Origin of the sequence: Nocardia sp. GP40 (genome assembly GCF_050434125.1) — a bacterium.
In the GTDB taxonomy this organism is placed as follows: Bacteria; Actinomycetota; Actinomycetes; order Mycobacteriales; family Mycobacteriaceae; genus Nocardia; species Nocardia albiluteola.
On sequence record NZ_JBNPVW010000002.1, the window covers coordinates 298,826 to 317,138 of the forward strand.

17 protein-coding genes are annotated in these 18,313 nt (G+C 69.4%); 8 read left to right on the top strand and 9 right to left on the bottom strand.

The window, feature by feature from the left end:
* Nucleotides 1-191: 191 nt before the first annotated feature.
* Both ABH933_RS05895 and ABH933_RS05900 read right to left on the bottom strand, forming a co-directional pair.
* Nucleotides 192-1,202 carry an agmatine deiminase family protein gene (locus tag ABH933_RS05895; protein WP_429418282.1) on the bottom strand — a complete coding sequence of 337 codons (1,011 nt, stop codon included), beginning with the start codon at nucleotides 1,200-1,202 and terminating at the stop codon, nucleotides 192-194.
* Between the two features lie 161 nt (nucleotides 1,203-1,363).
* A complete protein-coding gene (locus tag ABH933_RS05900; protein ID WP_429418284.1) occupies nucleotides 1,364-2,236 on the bottom strand; it encodes an NAD(P)H-binding protein in 873 nt (290 codons plus the stop codon).
* Between the two features lie 87 nt (nucleotides 2,237-2,323).
* On the opposite strand from ABH933_RS05900, the gene ABH933_RS05905 reads away from it, so the two are divergent.
* Entirely contained in the window at nucleotides 2,324-3,346 is a 1,023-nt protein-coding gene (locus tag ABH933_RS05905) for a helix-turn-helix domain-containing protein (protein ID WP_429418286.1), read from the top strand.
* Between the two features lie 191 nt (nucleotides 3,347-3,537).
* On the opposite strand, the gene ABH933_RS05910 is transcribed toward ABH933_RS05905, so the two are convergent.
* On the bottom strand, nucleotides 3,538-4,320 hold the full coding sequence (locus ABH933_RS05910) for a lysophospholipid acyltransferase family protein (RefSeq protein ID WP_429418288.1): 783 nt from the start codon (nucleotides 4,318-4,320) through the stop codon (nucleotides 3,538-3,540).
* 34 nt (nucleotides 4,321-4,354) lie between these two features.
* A complete protein-coding gene (locus ABH933_RS05915; protein ID WP_429418289.1) occupies nucleotides 4,355-5,158 on the bottom strand; it encodes a lysophospholipid acyltransferase family protein in 804 nt (267 codons plus the stop codon).
* 68 nt (nucleotides 5,159-5,226) lie between these two features.
* Between ABH933_RS05915 and ABH933_RS05920 the strand changes: the two genes are divergently transcribed.
* Both ABH933_RS05920 and ABH933_RS05925 read left to right on the top strand, forming a co-directional pair.
* Nucleotides 5,227-6,144, top strand: coding sequence for a hypothetical protein (locus ABH933_RS05920; protein WP_429418291.1), 918 nt, complete (start codon nucleotides 5,227-5,229; stop codon nucleotides 6,142-6,144).
* A gap of 76 nt (nucleotides 6,145-6,220) precedes the next feature.
* Nucleotides 6,221-7,780 (top strand): Rieske 2Fe-2S domain-containing protein, encoded by a 1,560-nt coding sequence (locus ABH933_RS05925; protein WP_429418293.1) that lies wholly within the window; start codon nucleotides 6,221-6,223, stop codon nucleotides 7,778-7,780.
* A 61-nt stretch (nucleotides 7,781-7,841) separates the two neighbouring features.
* Here ABH933_RS05925 and ABH933_RS05930 read toward each other — a convergent pair whose 3' ends face one another.
* Both ABH933_RS05930 and serS read right to left on the bottom strand, forming a co-directional pair.
* On the bottom strand, nucleotides 7,842-9,692 hold the full coding sequence (locus ABH933_RS05930; protein ID WP_429418294.1) for a putative bifunctional diguanylate cyclase/phosphodiesterase: 1,851 nt from the start codon (nucleotides 9,690-9,692) through the stop codon (nucleotides 7,842-7,844).
* A gap of 166 nt (nucleotides 9,693-9,858) precedes the next feature.
* A complete protein-coding gene (serS, locus tag ABH933_RS05935) occupies nucleotides 9,859-11,118 on the bottom strand; it encodes a serine--tRNA ligase (protein ID WP_429418296.1) in 1,260 nt (419 codons plus the stop codon).
* Between the two features lie 192 nt (nucleotides 11,119-11,310).
* Here serS and ABH933_RS05940 point away from each other — a divergent pair, with 192 nt between their 5' ends.
* The 5 genes from ABH933_RS05940 to ABH933_RS05960 all read left to right on the top strand — a co-directional run bounded on the left by ABH933_RS05940 (nucleotide 11,311) and on the right by ABH933_RS05960 (nucleotide 15,323).
* Nucleotides 11,311-12,426 (top strand): septum formation family protein, encoded by a 1,116-nt coding sequence (locus ABH933_RS05940; protein WP_429419186.1) that lies wholly within the window; start codon nucleotides 11,311-11,313, stop codon nucleotides 12,424-12,426.
* A 12-nt stretch (nucleotides 12,427-12,438) separates the two neighbouring features.
* Nucleotides 12,439-12,792, top strand: coding sequence for a metallopeptidase family protein (locus tag ABH933_RS05945; RefSeq protein ID WP_429418298.1), 354 nt, complete (start codon nucleotides 12,439-12,441; stop codon nucleotides 12,790-12,792).
* Between the two features lie 168 nt (nucleotides 12,793-12,960).
* Entirely contained in the window at nucleotides 12,961-13,287 is a 327-nt protein-coding gene (locus ABH933_RS05950) for a PE family protein (RefSeq protein WP_429418300.1), read from the top strand.
* A 35-nt stretch (nucleotides 13,288-13,322) separates the two neighbouring features.
* Nucleotides 13,323-14,492, top strand: a complete 1,170-nt coding sequence (locus ABH933_RS05955; protein WP_429418302.1) for a PPE domain-containing protein — start codon at nucleotides 13,323-13,325, stop codon at nucleotides 14,490-14,492.
* 33 nt (nucleotides 14,493-14,525) lie between these two features.
* Nucleotides 14,526-15,323, top strand: coding sequence for an ESX secretion-associated protein EspG (locus tag ABH933_RS05960; protein ID WP_429418304.1), 798 nt, complete (start codon nucleotides 14,526-14,528; stop codon nucleotides 15,321-15,323).
* A 156-nt stretch (nucleotides 15,324-15,479) separates the two neighbouring features.
* Here the strand turns inward: ABH933_RS05960 and ABH933_RS05965 are convergent, their stop codons facing one another.
* From ABH933_RS05965 to ABH933_RS05975, 3 genes are all read right to left on the bottom strand, one after another.
* On the bottom strand, nucleotides 15,480-16,154 hold the full coding sequence (locus ABH933_RS05965; RefSeq protein ID WP_429418306.1) for a histidine phosphatase family protein: 675 nt from the start codon (nucleotides 16,152-16,154) through the stop codon (nucleotides 15,480-15,482).
* Nucleotides 16,151-17,071: a prephenate dehydratase gene (pheA, locus tag ABH933_RS05970; protein ID WP_215915083.1), complete on the bottom strand. Its 921-nt coding sequence runs from the start codon at nucleotides 17,069-17,071 to the stop codon at nucleotides 16,151-16,153. Before pheA ends, ABH933_RS05965 begins: the two co-directional genes overlap by 4 nt.
* Nucleotides 17,072-17,810: 739 nt before the next feature.
* Complete coding sequence (locus ABH933_RS05975; RefSeq protein WP_429418308.1) at nucleotides 17,811-18,227, bottom strand: hypothetical protein; 417 nt, start codon at nucleotides 18,225-18,227, stop codon at nucleotides 17,811-17,813.
* Nucleotides 18,228-18,313 lie beyond the last annotated feature (86 nt).

An 18,313-nucleotide genomic window follows, 5' to 3' on the forward strand; every position in this document is an offset into this window, starting at 1 on the left:
ACGCCGACCGGTCAGCGCTGTCCGACTCAGGCCAGTGCGACGACGGCCGGGGCGGACGTTCAGTTCGGCGTCGATGCCCCGGTGTCCACCGTTCTGATCCGATGACCGTCACCGGATCCGCTGTCACGCAAGCCGGGTGCCGTCCCAGCCCGCGGCGACCGCCGGGCACACTGCCCTGTCGGCGCCCGCGATTAGGCCGGTTGCTGCTGCGTCGAGCTGTGGATCCCGCCGCCGCCCTCGGCCACCGCGTTGTACTCGACCGGCACCACCGTACGTCCCGGAAAGACGTCCGCGAGAATGCCTGCCGCGCGGTCGTCACCACGGCGGTCGCCGTAGGCGGGCAGGTACACCGCGTCGTTGCCGATATAGAAGTTCACATAGCTGTAGAGGAATTCCGCACCGCGGGTACCGGGCATCTCGGCCGGATTCGGTTGCGGGAGTTCCACGATGTCGAATCGGCGGCCGCGGGCGTCGGTCGCCTCCCGCAGAATGTCCTGGGCGCGGGCGGCGGCGCGGGCGAAGGCGTCGTCCGGATCCGGGTCGCCCGGCCGATCCACCAGCACCACACCGGGTTCGGCGAAGCGCGCCACCGCGTCGACGTGACAATCGGTGACATCCAGGCCCGAAACGCCCTGCAGCCACACCACCTTCGTCACCCCCAGCAGTTCGGCCAGGGCGCGCTCGATGTCGTCGTGATCGCTGTCCGGATTGCGATTCGGGTTGACCAGGGAACTCTCGGTGGCCAGCAGGGTGCCCTCGCCGTCGACCTCGAGCGCCCCGCCCTCGGCGACGATCGGCGCGATCACCCGCTCGACACCCACGTGGTCCAGGACCTTGCGCGCGACCCTGGCATCCAGGTGGCATTCGGCCTTCTGGCCCCAGCCGTTGAAGTTGAAGTCGACCCCGGCCGCACTGCCGTCGGGGGCGGCGACGAAGACCGGACCGGTGTCGCGCACCCAGAGGTCGTCCAGCGGCGCGGAGACCACCTCGACCGCGCTCCCGACGGCGTAGCGCGCCTCGTCGATATGTTCGCGCCGAGCCAGCAGCGCCACCGGTTCCCGATCGGCAATGGCACGGGCCAGCCGGGTCACATCAGCGCGCGCCCGGGGCAGCAGTTCCTCCCACACGGACTCCTTCGCCGGCCATGCCAGCCAGGTCCGGGCGTGTGGCGCGGACTCGGCCGGCATTGCATAGCGCATCATGATCACCGACGGTATCCACTCCGTCCGGTATGCGCCATGAATTGGCTGGTTAGGGGCCTGCACGCGGGAAATAACGGCGTGCCGCCCGCGTGTCGTGACGTCCGTCCAGTCCGTTTTGTGCCGTCATGCCCTTATTGGGCAAATTTCCGGCGTCGGGGCCGTCATTCGGGCGCGTCGGCGGCCGGATCGGTGAAGGCCGCCCGGTGGTCGCGCACCCACTCCTCGTAGGCCCGCGGCGGGCGCCCGAGCACCTCCCGCACGTCGTCGGTGAGCGTGGTATTGCCGCCGGAGCGAATGTATTCCGCGCCCGCGAGCGCCCCGTCGATGAAGCCGTCTGTCATCCCGCGCTCCCGCATCGCCGCGCGCACCGCGGCCAGCGGCAGCTCCCGCATCGTCACCGGCCGCTCCAGCACGGCGGCCAGCACGAAGGCCTGCTCCGGTTCGGACAGCGCGGCCGGGCCGGTCAGCGTGTACGTCCGGCCCGCGTGGTCGTCCGAGAGGAGCGCCCGCACCGCGACCTCCGCGATATCGCGAGGATCGATCGTGCCCTGTCGGCCGGTGCCGGTCCGGACGGGCACCGCCTCGCCCGCGCACACCGCCTCGGCCCAGGCCAGCGTGTTGGCCGCGAACTGGCTGGGCCGCAGGATCGTCCACCCCAGCCCGCTGTCCCGCACCGCCTGCTCGCCGGGCATGTGCCAGGTCGCGAAGACGCCGAGGTCCGGATCGCCGGTACCGATCGCCGAGAGCTTCACCACCCGCCGCACTCCCGCCGCCCGCGCCGCGGCGACCAGCGCGGGGTCCCCGCCCGGCTGCCCCGGATCGAGCACGCCCACCAGGAATGCGGCCTCCACCCCGGACATGGCCGCGGCCAGCGATTCCGGCTCGGCGTAATCGCCCCGGACGACCTCCACACCCTCCGGAAGCTTCGCCGCCCCGGGATTCCGGGTCAGTGCACGCACCTTCTCGCCGCGCTTCGCCAGCTGCCGGACCACTTCACTGCCAACGGTGCCCGTGGCACCCGTCACCAAAATCATGCCTCCGACTCTGCAGTCCCAACTACCTGCACCTATAGGAAAAATCGGCACAACAGCACCGGATCGACGAGGCATACAGTGGATCGGGTGACCACCCCGCTCACCCGCACGCCCAACGCCGGGCGCCCGCGCATCACCTCGCGCCCCGACGCACCCGCCCCGCAGTCGCGCGGAATACCGAGCATCGAGGGTATCCGCGCGGACGCGGCCGAGCGCCCGGCGAAGGCTCCGGACGAGCGACGCTCCATATCCTCCGCGCGCCGTCGCACCCCCGCGCGGCCGCGCACACCCGGCGGGGAACGCGCCGGCATACGCACCGCCGACCGCTACGAGCGCTCGATGGGAGTACCGCGGGCGCTGCGGCCCTGGTTCACCCAGGCCGGGCAAATCCCCACCCTCGACGCCGCCGGCCTGCCGTTCACCCACATTCCCGACGCCGCCACCCGATTGACCCTGCGGCACGAGGTCACGGGGCGCCGCGACATCGTGATCGTCGGCCCGCGCACCCGCGCGTCCTACAACGCCGCGGACGAGCCCGCCTCCTGCCTGCGCCTGCACATCGCGCCGGGCGCGGTCCGCCCGCTGCTGGGCGTCCCCGCGGCCGAACTCACCGACCGCCTCGTCGACCTCGACGAATTGCCCGGACCGCTGGGCGAATTCGCCGACCGCCTACTGAACAGCTCCTTCACCGAGGCGATGGCGCTACTAGAAGACGCACTGCCACAGCGCATCTCCGACGACCCGGCGGACAGCTCCCGGCGCGCGCTGCTGGACGCCGCGATGTCGGCCATGGCCGCGGCCCCGGCGCCGATCCCCGAGATCGCCGCCCGCCTGGCCGTGAGCGAACGCCACCTGCGCTCGCTGTTCACCACCGGAATCGGGTTGTCCCCCAAGCATTTCGTGCGTATCGACCGAATCCGGCGCCTCGTCTCCGAGCCCGGGAGCGGCCCGCTGGCCGAGATCGCCGCCACCGCAGGCTATTACGACCAGTCGCACATGACCGCCGACTTCCGCGCCCTCATGGGCACCGTGCCCACGCGATTCTTCGGCGGCAACCTCCCCGCGCCGACCCCCTGCCAATCGCTGCTCGCCGTTCGACCGGCGGCCTGACGCGGCCACAGCGCGCAACCCGCCGGGCAGACCGCCGCTCCATCGACACCCACGCCGACCCATCGCCGCAGGTGCTGCCGACCGGCTGCCGGACGATGCGCGGACGCACGAGCCGGCTATCGCCTTCACCGGATACAGCACACCGCCGTTGGCGACCCTCGACCGTTCGGGATCGTCGATCGCCGTGTGGCTCAGGCGCTCTCTTCGGACCGACGTTGCTCCCTGGCCGCCCGCCGCCGGGCCAGTTCCTCCTGCTCCAGCACCGCGGCCCGCTCCAGCGTGGGCGCGCCGCCGCCGAGGCGGGCGGGCACCCAGCGCGCGCCGGTGGGCATCTCATAACCCTGCTGGGCTCGCTCGAGCAGATCCTGCATGCGGGAATGCAATTCGGCGGTCAGCGCGTCGACCGCCGCGGCGGTGGGCTCGTGACCGGGCGCGGGCACCGGCTCGCCGATGCGGATGTGGATCGGAAAACGATGGCGACCCAGCTGTTTCGGGATGTCCTTGGTCCAGATGCGCTGGGCGCCCCAGATGGTCATCGGCACGATCGGCACGCCGGATTCGATGGCCATGCGCGCCGCGCCCGACTTGAATTCCTTGAGTTCGAAGCTGCGGCTGATGGTGGCCTCGGGATAGACCACCACGATCTCGCCCTCGCGCAGCGCGGTCACCGCCCGCTCATAGGATTCCGCGCCGTGACCGCGATCGACGCCGATCGCCTTGCAGTGCTTCATCAACCAGCCCACGATGCCGTGCTCGAGCTCGGCCTTCATCATGTAGCGGACGTTGCGGTGCGACTTGCGCCCCACCAGCCCGACCTCCATGAAGTCCAGGTAGGCCGTGTGGTTCACGGCCAGTACGGCGCCGCCCGAGCGCGGAATGTTCTCCTGCCCGGCGATATCGAGCCGCAGGCCCTGCGCCCAGCACACACCGTGGACCAATCCCGCCAAAACGTCGAATACAGGCTCCCGTCCCATAGCGACGAAACTACGCGACGATGCCCGGTTCGTCCTAGTGGTCCGATCCATCCAGGGTCGATTCCCGGCGTGCGGCGGCCTTCGCGGCGGCCTCGGCGGCGTCCATCGCGTCGGCCTCCTCGAGGGTCGGCGCGCCACCACCCAGGCGGGCCGGCACCCAGTACGCGCCGGGCTCGTGCTGATAACCCTCCTGCAGCTGCGCGAGCATCTCCCGCATGGTCGCGCGCAGCCGCTCGGTGAGCTCGGTCGCCGCGGCCGTGATGGTGCTTTCCGGGTTATTGGACCCCTGCGCGGACGGCGGCTGGATCGGCTGGCCAACCTGGATCCGGATCGGGGTATTGGTCCGCCCCAACCGCTTCGGATACCCCTTGGTCCACACCCGCTGCGCGCCCCAGATCACCATCGGGACGATCGGCACCCCGGCCTCGATCGCCATCCGGGCGGCACCGGATTTGAACCCCTTGATCTCGAAGCTGCGGCTGATCGTCGCCTCGGGATACACACCGACGAGTTCGCCCCGGCGCAGGTAGTCCAGCGCGGCCCGGTAGGAGTCCGCCCCGGCCGAGCGATCCACCGGAATGTGGTGCATCGCGCGCATGATCGGCCCGGAGACCCCGCTGTCGAACACCTCCTTCTTGGCCATGAACCGGATGTACCGCTTCGGGGTGCGCGCGGGCAGCCCGGCGTAGGTGAAGTCCATGTACCCGGTGTGATTGATGGCGATGACCGCGCCACCGGCGGCGGGGATGCGCTCTGCCCCTCTGACATCGAATTTCAGCCCCTGCGCGAAGAAGACGGTGCGGGCCAGGCCGACGATCGACCTATAGAAGGGTTCCACAATTCCGCTAGCGTAGACCCCCGTCACGTAGTGCACTCATCTCGCGCAGACGAAAGAGGTTCGCCGCAGTGGAATTGCCTCGCCCGGCATCGCACGACCATGGCCTCCGCACGGGCCGATCTGCACGGACGGCAGGGCTGGCGGCCCTGCTCGGCGGGCTGGCGCTATGCCTGGTTGCCGGGTGCGACTCGCGGGTGGGCATCGAGGGCACGGACTACAGCACCAACGATCCGCAACCCCCCGCCTCCTCGGCCACGCCCACGCCGACGACCTCGGCGACCGCCGCACCGGCGCTGACGCCCAAACCCGGCGAGCTCATGGTCACCGTCTCGCTCACCAAACCCGACTCCGACGCCGCCGACGCCCTCACCCGATGGGCCATGGACCTGCAGACGCTGCCGACCGACCGGCTCGAGGACAAGTGCTGGACCATGGCGCCGCAGAATGTGGATTCGATGTACACCGACAAGCGGGCCATCCTGAGCGCCCTGGCGCGACCGGGCGTCGACGACGGTACGGCGATCACCTGGACGGGCCCGGGTCGCGCGCCGATCACCGTCGTGGCCCAGCGCACCGATGTCAACAGCGGCTACGCGTGCCCGCGGGTCTTCCCGGCCGGTACGCACCCAAGCTTCAACGACGCCGATGCGCGGCACACGGTCCGCCGCTACCTGGACCGCCTCACCGGCGCCCCGTTGAACCCGGCCGACAAGGAGTCCACGCATCCCCTGGTCTGCCCGGCCGGCCCCGCCACCTGGGACCCCACCGGCAGCGGCCACCCGACCGCGCCGCCGGCGGCCCTCGACGTCGGCATGCTCGGCGGACTCGAATCGTTCGTCGACCAGGCGATCACCTCCGAAGCCCCGCGAGGCGCCTACATCAAGGTCTCCGCGCCGGTTCTCACCGCGCTCGGGTCGCAGCAGGATCGGACATTCACCCTGAAGGACGGCAAGCAGGGTTACTGCATCGGTGCCGCAGCACCCTAGGGCGCCCTCTCCCCGCAAGGGCACCGCATCCCGCAAACCAGTACCCTGGGTGGCTGGCAACCTCAGGAGGAAGTTCGTGCAGATCACCAGTGTCGGACACGCCGGATTCCACATCCGCACCGCGGCCGGGACCATCCTCTGCGACCCCTGGGTCAACCCGGCGTACTTCGGCTCGTGGTTCCCGTTCCCCGACAACACCCGTCTGGACTGGGACGAGCTGGGCAACTGCGACTTCCTCTACGTCTCGCACCTGCACCGCGACCACTTCGACGCCAAGCATCTGGCCGAGCACGTCAGCAAGGACGCCACCGTACTACTGCCGGACTATCCGGTGCCGGATCTGCGCCGCGAGCTCGAGAAGGTGGGCTTCACGAAGTTCGTCGAGACCGAGAACTCGGTCAAGCACACTGTCACCGGTAACGCCGGGGTGGATGGTGGGGTAAATACAGCGACGATGGACGTCATGATCATCGCGCTGCGCGCGCCCGCCGACGGGCCGATCGGCGACTCCGGGCTGGTCGTGTCCGACGGCGAGACGGTCTGCTTCAACATGAACGACGCGCGCCCGGTCGACATGGACGTGCTGCACGACGCGTTCGGCCACGTGGACATCCACCTGCTGCAGTACTCGGGCGCGATCTGGTACCCGATGGTCTACGACATCCCCGCGCGCACCAAGTCGAATTTCGGCAAGCAGAAGCGCCAGCGCGGCATGGACCGGGCGCGCAGCTACATCGAGCAGGTCGGGGCCACCTGGGTGGTGCCCTCGGCCGGTCCGCCGGTCTTCCTGGACGAGCAGCTGCGCTACCTGAACGACGACCGCGGCGACGAGGGCAACATCTTCCCCGATCAGGCGGTGTTCCTGGAGCAGATGCGCATCCACGGCAATGCCGGTGGCGTGCTGATGATTCCGGGCTCGGTCGCCGATGTGCGCGGGGCCGAACTGGAATTGCAGCACCCGGTCGATCCGGACGAGATCTACGGCGACAAGGCCGGCTACATCGAGGCGATGGCCCAGCGCATGGCGCCGGTCCTGGCGTCGGAGAAGGCCACCTGGGCAACGGATTCCGAGCCGCTGCTGCCCCAGCTCAAGGACCTGTTCGAGCCGATCATGGCCCAGAGCGACCTGATCTGTGACGGCATCGGCTATCCGGTCGGCCTGGTGCTGGGCGAGGAGACCTTCGTCCTGGACTTCCCCAAGCGAGCGGTGCGCGAGCCGATCGAGGGAGAGGGCAGGTACCGCTACGGTTTCCGCATCGAACCGCAGCTGGTGCGCACCGTGCTGCGCGATCGCGAGCCCGACTGGGTGAACACCATCTTCCTGTCCACCCGGTTCCAGGCGTGGCGCATCGGCGGCTACAACGAATTCCTCTACACGTTCTTCAAATGCCTCACCGACGAGCGGATCGCCTACGCCGACGGCTGGTTCTCCGAGGCCCACGACGATTCGGCCTCGTGCGAGCTCGCCGGGTGGGAGGTGCAGCGCCGCTGCCCCCACCTCAAGGCCGATCTGTCGAAATTCGGTGTGGTGGAGGGCAACACGCTCACCTGCAACCTGCACGGCTGGCAGTGGGATCTGGAGTCGGGGCGGTGCAAGACCTCCAAGGGGCACGAATTGCGTTCGCGCAAGCTCTGATCGCAGCTACCGGAGCCACGGAACTCCTCCGCGGCCTCGCCGCTCGATTCCCTCCGAACGGCTATGAGTCGTAACCGGTATCGACGGGAATCCAGCCGTTGCTGGAGAACTCGTGCTCCGGCGCTCCCGCGCCGACCAGGCCGTGCTGAACGTTGAGATCGCTGATCAGGTCGGCGACCGGCTGCGAATCGCTGTAGTGGTAGCCCTGGGCCAGGGCGAAACCGAGCTCGGTGAGCACCGCGGCCTGGTACTCGGTCTCCACGCCCTCGGCGATCACCTGCAGATCCAGCGACTTACTGAGTGCGGCAATGATACCCAGCAGCGGCGGGGCCGGGGAATCGGACCGGATAGCCGCCACGAACGACTGGTCGACCTTGAGGATGTCGCTGGGAATCGTGGCCAGGCGGCTCAGCGAGGAGTACCCGGTGCCGAAATCGTCGATCGCGATGCGCACCCCGCGATCGCGCAGCGTGTTGAGATTCCCGATGGCCGTGTGGGATTCGGCCGCCAGCTCGCTCTCGGTGACCTCCAGCACGAGCTGGTCGGCGGGCCAGCCGGTATCGGACAGGATCCCGGAAACCCGGTCGGCATAGTCGGATTCGGCCAGTTCGAGGCCGCTCACGTTGACATTCAGCGTGAGATCGAGCTGGGCGAAGGTCTCCTGCAGGCGGGCGGCGTCCGCGCACGCCCGGCGCAGGACCAGCTCGTCCAGGTCGGAGATCAGGTCGTATTCCTCGGCGACCCGGATCAGGCCCTCGGTCGTCACGTCCGGCTGGGCGCTGGAGGACCAGCGCAGCAGCGCCTCCACGCCGACCGCGCGGCTGCCCCCGCCCTCGCTCAGGCTCACGATCGGCTGGTAGTGCACGTCCAGGGCGCCCTTGTCGATGGCCTCGCGCAGCTCCACCGCCAGCGGCAGCTGCCGCGAGGACTCGAGCACGGTGCGGTTGCGCCCGGCCTGCTTGGCCCGGTACAGGCCGACATCCGCGCGACTCACCAGCAGCGACCCGGACTCGCCCGACTGCCAGGAGGTGACGCCCGCCGAGCATCCGGTGGTGACCGCCGCGCGCAGCTGCTCGGTGAGCAGTATCGCGGCCTGTTCGGTGGTGTTGGGCAGCAGCAGGGCGAACGCGTCGCCGCCGTAACGGGCCAGCCGCTGATCCGGCCCGAGCAGTTTGGACCACGTGTCGCCCACCCTCTGCAGCACCGCGTCGCCGGCCCGGTGGCCGAGGTGGTCGTTGATCTTCTGGAAGCGGTCCAGATCCACCAGTACCAGCGCCAGCCCCTGACCGGTGCGGGTGGCGTGCCCGATCGCGGCGGCCAGCGCGCGATCGAAACCGCGCCGGTTCAGCAGTCCGGTGAGCACGTCGATATCGGCGTCCGAGGCCATCCGGGTCAGGATCCCGACCACGACGGCGACTCCGAAGGTGACCCCCGCCGGAATCATGCCCGACCACCACGGCAGCCCGCGCGAGGGCACCACCCACAGGCACAGCGCCAGCGCGAACACCATGTGCGCCGCAACCCATTGCCAGGCAAAGAAAATCGCGGCATCGCAGGCGATGAACACGTAGAACGCCGCCAGGCTGATCGCGCCGACGGTATTGGGGAACCAGTGCACCGCGATCGTCACCAGGACCGTGGCCACCGCGACATAGCCGTGGTGAATCGAATGCGGCAGCTGCGGGCCCCAGATCAACAGGCTGACCCCCAGGAGCAGGGCCACCGCCGCCGCGCCGCCCACCAGGGGCCGATTGCCGTCCTCGCCCGGGGCGAAGGCAGTGAGCAACAGGCCCAGCACCCCACCCATGACGTAAAACGCCCCGGTGGTCCGGGCCATCACCATTGCCGTCGCTAGCGCCGAAGCCGTCCGCACCCGCGTCCGGGTATCGCCGCGAGAGCCGAATCCGCGCACGCTGCCTAGCCTAGACACAGTTGTCCTGGCCAGTAGTCACATCCGCAGGAATCGACGGGCAAAGTCGGCCGTCCCACCTTCGCGCACACCGTTCATGCATGCTCCGTGCGGCCGGGGCACCCTGCGGAAATAGATCGCTAATCATCAGCTACCACGAGACGCCGCGCTATACGGCCTCGAGCACGTCCTTGCCGACGAAGGGCACGAGCGCCGCGGGCACCCGCACCGAACCGTCGGCGCGCTGGTGGTTCTCGAGCAGCGCCACGATCCAGCGGGTGGTCGCCAGGGTGCCGTTGAGGGTCGCGGTGATCTGCGGTTTGCCGTTCTCGTCGCGGTGGCGAACCGAGAGCCTGCGGCCCTGGAAGGTGGTGCAGTTCGAGGTCGAGGTGAGCTCGCGATAGGTCTGCTGGGTGGGAACCCAAGCCTCGCAGTCGAATTTGCGCGCCGCCGAACTGCCCAGATCGCCCGCGGCCACGTCGATCACCCGGTACGGCACCTCGATCGCGGCGAGCATCTCCTGCTCCCAGGCCAGCAGCCGCCGGTGCTCGGCGTCGGCCTCCTCCGGCTTGCAGTAGACGAACATCTCGACCTTGTCGAACTGATGCACGCGGATGATGCCGCGGGTGTCCTTGCCGTAGCTGCCCGCCTCCCGCCGGAAGCACGACGACCAGCCCGCGTAGCGCTTCGGGCCGTTCGACAGATCCAGGATCTCGCCGGAGTGGTATCCCGCCAGCGGCACCTCCGAGGTGCCGACCAGGTACAGGTCGTCCTCCTCCAGGTGGTAGACCTCGGCGGCGTGCTGCCCCAGGAACCCGGTGCCCGCCATGATCTCCGGACGCACCAGCACCGGCGGGATCATCATCGTGAATCCGTTGGCCATCGCACGCTGCGCGGCCAGCTGCAGCAGGCCCAGCTGCAGCAGCGCGCCGTAACCGGTGAGGAAGTAGAACCGGGCACCGGACACCTTGGCCCCGCGCTCCATGTCGAACAGCCCGAGCGACTCGCCGAGCTCCACGTGGTCCTTCGGGGTGAAGTCGAATTCGGGTGTGGCCCCGACGGTATCGAGCACGATGTAGTCGTCCTCGCCACCGGCGGGCGCGCCCTCCTGGACGACGTTGGGCAGCCCGCGATGCGCGGTGTCGAACTCGGCGTCCGCGGCCTTCTCCGCCGCCTCGGCCTCCTTGACCTTCGCCGAGAGCTCCTGGCCCTGGGCCAGCAGCGCGGGGCGCTCGTCCGGGGACGCCTTGCCGACCTTCTTACCCAGCGCCTTCTGCTCGGCGCGCAGCGTGTCGGCGGTCGCGACCGCGGCGCGGCGGGCGGCGTCGGCCTCGAGCAGGGCATCCACCAGCGCCGGATCCTCGCCGCGGGCTCGCTGCGAGGCGCGCACGACGTCGGGGTTCTCGCGCAGGAATCGGAGGTCGATCATAAGCAACCAGCCTAATGGGGCGCGTCCACCGATATTCCGCAGGTCCCGCCGGGGTCCGCGGTGGTCACCGCAACCTGTCGTAGCGACCCGGCGCCCGCGCTGACATGATGGACCGCGATGCCCTCCGATCATGCGTCACAGGCGCCCGAACCCGGATCCGAGCCCGACTGGGACGACTCGGCCTCCGAGTGGATGGAATCCGACCCCGACTGGGAGCAGCCCGGCCCCGAGCCGGTCCCGCCCCGCGCGGCCGGACGCTCGCGCGCGGCCACTCGCTCCCGGGCCGCGGCGCGCTCCCACCTGCCCGCGCACAAGATGCGCTGGGGCCTGGCCGCGGTCGCCGTCGGCGCGGTAGTCGCCGCGGTGGTGACGCTGTCCATCTCCGGGTTCCGGAGCTCGCACGGGCTCGAGACGCACGATCCCGGCGGCGGCACCACCGGCGCCCGCGTCGATTCCGCGTTCGGCACCGCCGCGGCGGGCGACTGCCTGAACTGGACCGATCCCAAGACGCTCGACCTGTCCAAGGTCAACTGCGCCGCCAAGCACCTGTTCGAGGTGACCGCCGACATCAACCTGAGCGACTACCCGGGCCGCGAGTTCGGCCCGGGCACCCGCTTCCCGGATTCGCTGCGGTTCGCCGAGCTGCGCGACGAGCACTGCGTCACCGCGGCCCAGGCCTACCTGGGCGGGCGGCTCGACCCGCGCGGCCGTTTCGTGGTCGGCATGATCAATCCCGGCGAACCGGCCTGGACCGGCGGGGACCGCGACATCCGCTGCGGCCTGCAGCTGATCAGCGCCACCGGCAACGCCACCCAGCAGACCGTCGGCCGCGTGCGCGACAGCGACCAGTCCCGCACCTTCGATCCGGGCACCTGCATCGGCATCAACCAGAGCCTGCCCACCAACGAGCCCGTCGACTGCACCAAACCCCATGCCTACGAGGTGATGTCGGCGGTCGACCTGGGCACCCAGTTCAACGGCGCCCCGCCGGCGAGCAGCGATCAGGACAAATACATGCAGCAGCAGTGCGCCCGCGTCGCCGCGAGTTACCTCGGCGGGTCGGACGCACTCATCAAGAAGACGCTGACCATCTTCTGGGACAGCATCGACCCGCGCAGCTGGCTGGTCGGCAGCCACCGGCTGAACTGTCTGGTCGGCAAGGGTGCCGCCGAGGGCTTCTCCTCGATCACCGGGGCGTCCAAGGGCAGCATCCTCATCGACGGTCAGGCCCCGGTCGCGCCGCCGAGCTCGGGCCGCTCGACCCCCAGCCCGCTGCCGGGCGCCGCACCCGCCAGGGTGCCTGGGTAGGCCCGGGCCGCGATGCCGGTATCGATGCCCGAGGACCGGTTCGAGGAACTGGTCGGCGACGCCCTGGATCGGATTCCCCCGGAGCTGGCCCACGCCATCGACAACGTGGTGGTTCTGATCGAGCCCCGCGATCGGCGGGATCCGCACCTGCTGGGCCTCTATCACGGCATCGCCCTGACCGACCGGATCGACAGCCAGTACGGCGGCGCACTTCCGGACACCATCACCATCTTTCGCGAGCCGATTCTCGAGATATGTGACACCGCACAGGAAGTGGTCGAAGAGGTGGCGATCACGGTGATCCATGAGATTGCTCACTACTTCGGGATTGACGAAGACCGGCTCCATGAGTTGGGATGGGGTTAGTCTGAACCCGCGAAGCGGGTCAAGGCCCGAAAAACTTTGGACTCGTGGGAACCGGATCGCGTGCCACCGCGTCCAAGAGCTCGTAGGGGGAATTCTCGTGGTTCCACCGAAGGGTCGGCATACGCCGGTCCAACAGTTGTTTAGTTGCCACTAGAAGGAGTTCGAGTCATGGCCGATCTCGTTCATTTCGATGTAGAAATCATTCAGGGGGCCATCGCCGAGTTGCATGCGCTCGCCGGGCGACTCGAGGCCGCCCAGGCCGCCAACAGCGCGGTCACCCACATCGTCGCCCCCTCCGGCGCCGAGGAGGTGTCCTTCCTGGCGATGGACCACTTCAACGAGGGTGCCGCCACGCACGACGCCTCGATCTCGCAAGGCATCGCCGAGTTGTACAACGCCGCACAAACATTGCAAGCGCAGCTCGCGGAGTACATGGCCCAGGACGGCCTCCGTGCCGCGGGCATCACCGCCGTCCAGGCCGCCCTCGAGATCTGACTCGGGCCTCACCACTTTCTGACAGGGGATAAGCAATGGTTGCAGGATTTACCGGGGTGGTCTGGGAGGCCCGGCCGGTCGAAATGATGTCGGGTCAGCTCGAAGTCGGCACGCACGCGGTTCCGATGGCGGGAGCGATCGCCGGCTGGACCGGGTTGTCGGCCGCCTGGGTCGACGCCACCGCGACACTGACCCGCATTCTGGCCGAGCTCGGCATCGGCATGCTGGGCGCCAACGGCGTTGCCGCCGCAGCGCAGTTCACCGCCTTCACCGGCTGGTGCGGCGAGCAGACCGCCATGGCCGTCGGCATGGCCGCCAAGGCCGAGGCCCACACGGCCGCCTACACGATCGCCTCGCTGGTCATGCCGACCCCGCCCGAGGTCGCGGCAGTGGACGCGGCCCGTGTCGCCGCGCACGCCTCGGGCGGCGATCTGATGGGCGCCGGTGAGGCCTCCGAGGCCGCCTACGTCGAAATTCAGACCCGCGCCGCGCTGGTGATGGAGACCTACGAGGCGGCCACCTCGCTCATGGCCGCCACCCCCGCCGCCTTCCTGCTGCCGCCGCCGATCGCCATCGGCGCCGGACTCATCGGCGGCGCGCTGGATGTCGCGCAGGCCGCGCAGGCCGATGTAAACCCTGTGGCACAGGCGGTCTCGTCCGCCCAGACCGCGCTGGCCAACCCGGCCACCGCGGGCGCCGCCCAGCAGGCCGCCACCCAGGTTGCCGGCGTCGCCGGATCGGTCGTCAGCACTGGCGCCCCGATGGTGGGCGACGCGGCCCAGAGCGTCGTGTCCGCATCCACCGCCGGCTCGACGACCGTCGCCCCGGGCATGATGGGCGGCGCGGCCCTCGGCGGCGGCATGTCCACCGGCGTCATGTCGTTCTCCAGCGCCGGCTCGCTCAACATCGGCGGGGGCGCGGGCAGCCTGGAGATCCCCGAGGGCTGGGGCGCCGGACTCGGCAACCTGACACCCAGCACCGCACCGGAAATCCCCACGGCCACCACACCTGCCAGCGTCGGTTCCGCCGCCACCCAGCCCGCCTCGACCCGCCCCGCCAGCACCGGTAACCCGCTGATGGGTCACCAGGCCGAGGAGGAGGAAGAGGAGTTCCACAAGAACGAGCTCGTCCACGGTGAGTACTTCGCCGACGGCCGGATCATCGCGAGCGGCGTCATCGGCGGCGATCCCAACGCGGATCGCTAGGTGACGGTACTCGGCGCTGGAGGGGGGTCAGCCATGCTCGATTCGGTCGTGGTGTCGCTGGATGAGATGCAGTATCTGCGAGAGACGCTGCAGATCAGCCAGTTCCCGGTCGTCCTGGACGGGGGCGCGCGGTACGACAGCGACATCACCCACAAGAAGATGATGGATGCGGCCGCGGAATCGCTCGCGGCCCGCGGTCTGCTCCACGGCGAGACCATCGATCCGGATCTCGAGGACCGAGTGCGGGCGCTGGATCGCCCGCACTGGGTACTCGCGATGCGCTGGTACCACAACGGCCAGGTCAGCCGGCTGTGCATCGCCAAGGGCGAGGCGATGGATGTCGTCGCGCTGCTCGGGCCCGGCGCCTACACCATCAACCAGGCCGGCCACGACCTGCCGGGCACGGTGGTCGCCGCGCTGGGTGCGTCCGAACCGCTGCCGCTCGAGGGCATGAACGTGCTCACCGAGGAGCTCGAGCCGATCCTCAACGACTCGGGCGACAGCAATGCCACGCTGCGGCGGCTCACCGAAGTCGGCCGCCCACCGCGGGACGCGCAGACCCTGGCATCGGCACTGGTCGAGATAACGTCCCACGCGTCCATCGTGGGCGTGGTCTACGGCGACGGCACCCGCGAGACCGCGGACGGCACGATCAACGTCTTCAACACCCGCAACGGCCGGTTCATCACGACCACCACCCGCTCCGACGACGACGTGCACTGGACGTCGCTGGCCACCGGCACCAACGCGCGGCTGCGCACCGCGATCAGGGACCTGATCCACAAGCTCCCGCTGCGTGAGGAATTCAACCCGAGCGCCGGGATCATTTAGGTGGCCCCGCGGCGGCCTCGAAATTGCCGAGGCCGCGGTCCGGGGCGATCCTTGGCGTATCCCCGCGGTGCTGACGTTGCGGCACCGGCAGAATTCGGCGGCGGTCGTGCGCTATTCGTATTGTGGGGGTTGCGGATTGCTGTACCCGGGCCAGATTCACCCCATAGGATCGTCGGCCGTGGGCGCGACGTCGGATCCGAACGGCGGTGTATAGCGACCCCATCGGGTGCATTCCCACCCGATGAAATCCGTTCCGGCATAGCGCGGTAACAGCTCGATCGTCTCGGTGTTGTCCAGGTGGTTGTTCGTCGTGAAGGGCGGCGAGACCCCGCCCATCGTCATTCCGACCAGCCGCATGGCCGCGCCGTGGCTGACCACGAGAACATCCGCGCTGGCCTCCGGTCCCAGATGGGTCGCCCGAAGGTCCTCCAGCACAGGCAGATACCGATCCAGCACCTCGCGGCCGGTCTCGCCGGCGGGCAGCCGCACATCCAGCTCACCCAGATGCCAGGACTTGTACACCCGCTGGAAAAGCTGGTGCGCCGCCTCGGAACCCTGGCCCTCCAGATCCCCGACCTGCACCTCGAACAGACCGTCCAACGCCTGCGCGGGCACTCCGGTCACCGATTCGATGTGCTGGGCGGTCTGCCGTGCGCGTAGCGCCTGCGAGCTGAACAGCCGCGCCGGCGGCTCGGGAAGATTCGCCGCGAAGGACTTCGCCTGTGCCGCACCGCGTTCGGTGAGCGGCAGCCCCGGGACGCGGGTGTCCAGGAGCTTGGCGACATTCCCCTCCGTCTCGCCGTGCCGCACGAGCACGAGTCTGCCCGTCATAGGTCGGCCACCCCCTTTCTCAGATCTTCCAGCCACGCCGCGGCGGGCTCGTCGGGCGGCGGTGGGGTGCCGCTCTGGGCGACCGCGGGCCACGAACCCAGGAAACGGATCGACCCCGCGGTGCGATGCAGCGCCTTGAGCGCCTCGGCGACCGCGGTATCGTCGATGTGGCCGACGCAGTCGAGATAGAACCGGTAGGTGCCGCGTACCGCGCGGGTGGGCCGGGATTCGATGAAGGTCAGATCGATTCCACGGGTGGCGAATTCGGCGAACACCCGCATCAGGGCGCCGGGCTCGTTGGCCAGCTCCAGCACCACCAGGGCGGTGCGGTCGGCCCCCGTGCGCGGCGGCGCCTGGCGGGGCAGCGTGACGAGCACGAATCGGGTGACCGCACCCTCGTGGTCAGCGACGCCGGAGGCGAGCGCGGCCAGGCCGAGACGCTGACCCGCGAGCGCGGTGGATACGGCCGCATCGGCATGCCCGGCGACCACGTCCTCCGCCGCTGCCGCATTGGAGGCCGAGGTGTACAGCTGCGCCTGGGGCAGCTCCCGCGCCAGCCACATCCGGACCTGCGCGGCGGCCACCGGATAGGCGGCGACCGAACGCACCTGGGACAGCCCGGTCCCGGGACGAGCCAGAATCGTGAACGCCACGTCCAGTTCGGTCTCCGCGACGATCTGCAGCCGCGATCCGGCGGCCAGCCCATCAAGCGTCGGTGCGATCGACCCCTCCACCGAACTCTCGATCGGCACCACCGCGCCCTCGACAGAGCCGTCCCGAACCATCTCCAACGCCGCCCCCTGACTGGGTGCGGCAATCCGCTCCACGGGCCCGTCGAAGACACCGGCGGACTCGAGCTGGGCGAGGGCCATCTCGGTAAAGGTTCCCGACGGCCCGAAATAGGCGATGCGCGGCACGGATACGACACTACCGACCACTCGGGACCAGCCTGGGCCTTTGCCCGATTGTCCGCCCCGACAAAGACGGGGCAAACACATCCCAACCAGCACGGATACCTCGCCGGCCGCATTCCGGCCACACGGTGGACGCGATGCTCCCAGCCCCGGTGATCGACCGCCGCGCACTCTGGGCATCCACCCAACCGACCATGAACGCGAGGCGCTGTTCAGGTGTCAGCCCAACCCAGTGCTGCGACCGGCGACCAGAATTGCGAACGCACGAAATAGGCTCGAGCCCAATCCAGCATCCGCATACACGCGCCGGTCAGCGACAGGCGCAGCATCCGGAACCGTCGGCTGAGCACAGCTGCAACCAGCGTGTAGGCATTGGGCCGAAGCCCGCATGGGGCAGAGCCGATGCAGGCCAATCATCTCGGCCCGGCGCCCCAGGGCATCGCAGCCGCGGGAAGGCGCGATCAGCCGGCGCAAGCACATCCAATGTGCCGAACGCCCCACGGCACCACAGCAGAGCGGGGACGGGCGATTAGCCGGGCGTTAGCATCTCCACTGTGCCGGTAGGGCGCAGCACAGCATCCAAGATCGTCGGCTGGGTGCACCTGCGACCAGCGTGGGCGCCTCAGGGCGCCAGGGCGGCCCGAATAGGAAACGCACACGCGACGAAACATGCAGCAGGGCTCAGCGACGGGTCGAATCCACGCGGCCGATTCGACACGGCAGCGGGGCGACGACGCGGGGATCAGCGAGGCCTGAGCACTTCCACTGTGGCGGAGACGGTTTCGACGGCGTCGGTCTCGATGGCGAGCAGGACGCTGCGCAGGGCTTCGACGGCGGGGGGTTTGAGGCCGCGGAGGAAATCCAGGTCGGGGTGGGTCAGGGCGCGGCCGATGTCCTCGCCGCAGAGGGCGGCGACCGTTGCGGCGATCAAGCTCAGTGCGCGGGTGCCGGATGCGGTGCGGGCGACGAATCCACCCGCGGAATGCGCGGCGGCGACCAGGAATTCGATGACCCGGACATCCGGGGCATCGGCGTCGAGCACCGGTCCCGGGTCGGCGGAGACCGGTCGGACCAGGCCGTCGACCAGGCTGGCTCGTGCCGCGGCGGGCATGGTCAGTGGCACCAGAACCGGTTCGGAGGGGGAGGAATCGTGCGGCACATTTTCACCGTAGCGAGCCGAACGGTTGCACAACCCACCGGCGTCACTTAGCTTAGGTTTACCTAATCGATTCATCATGGTCCGGA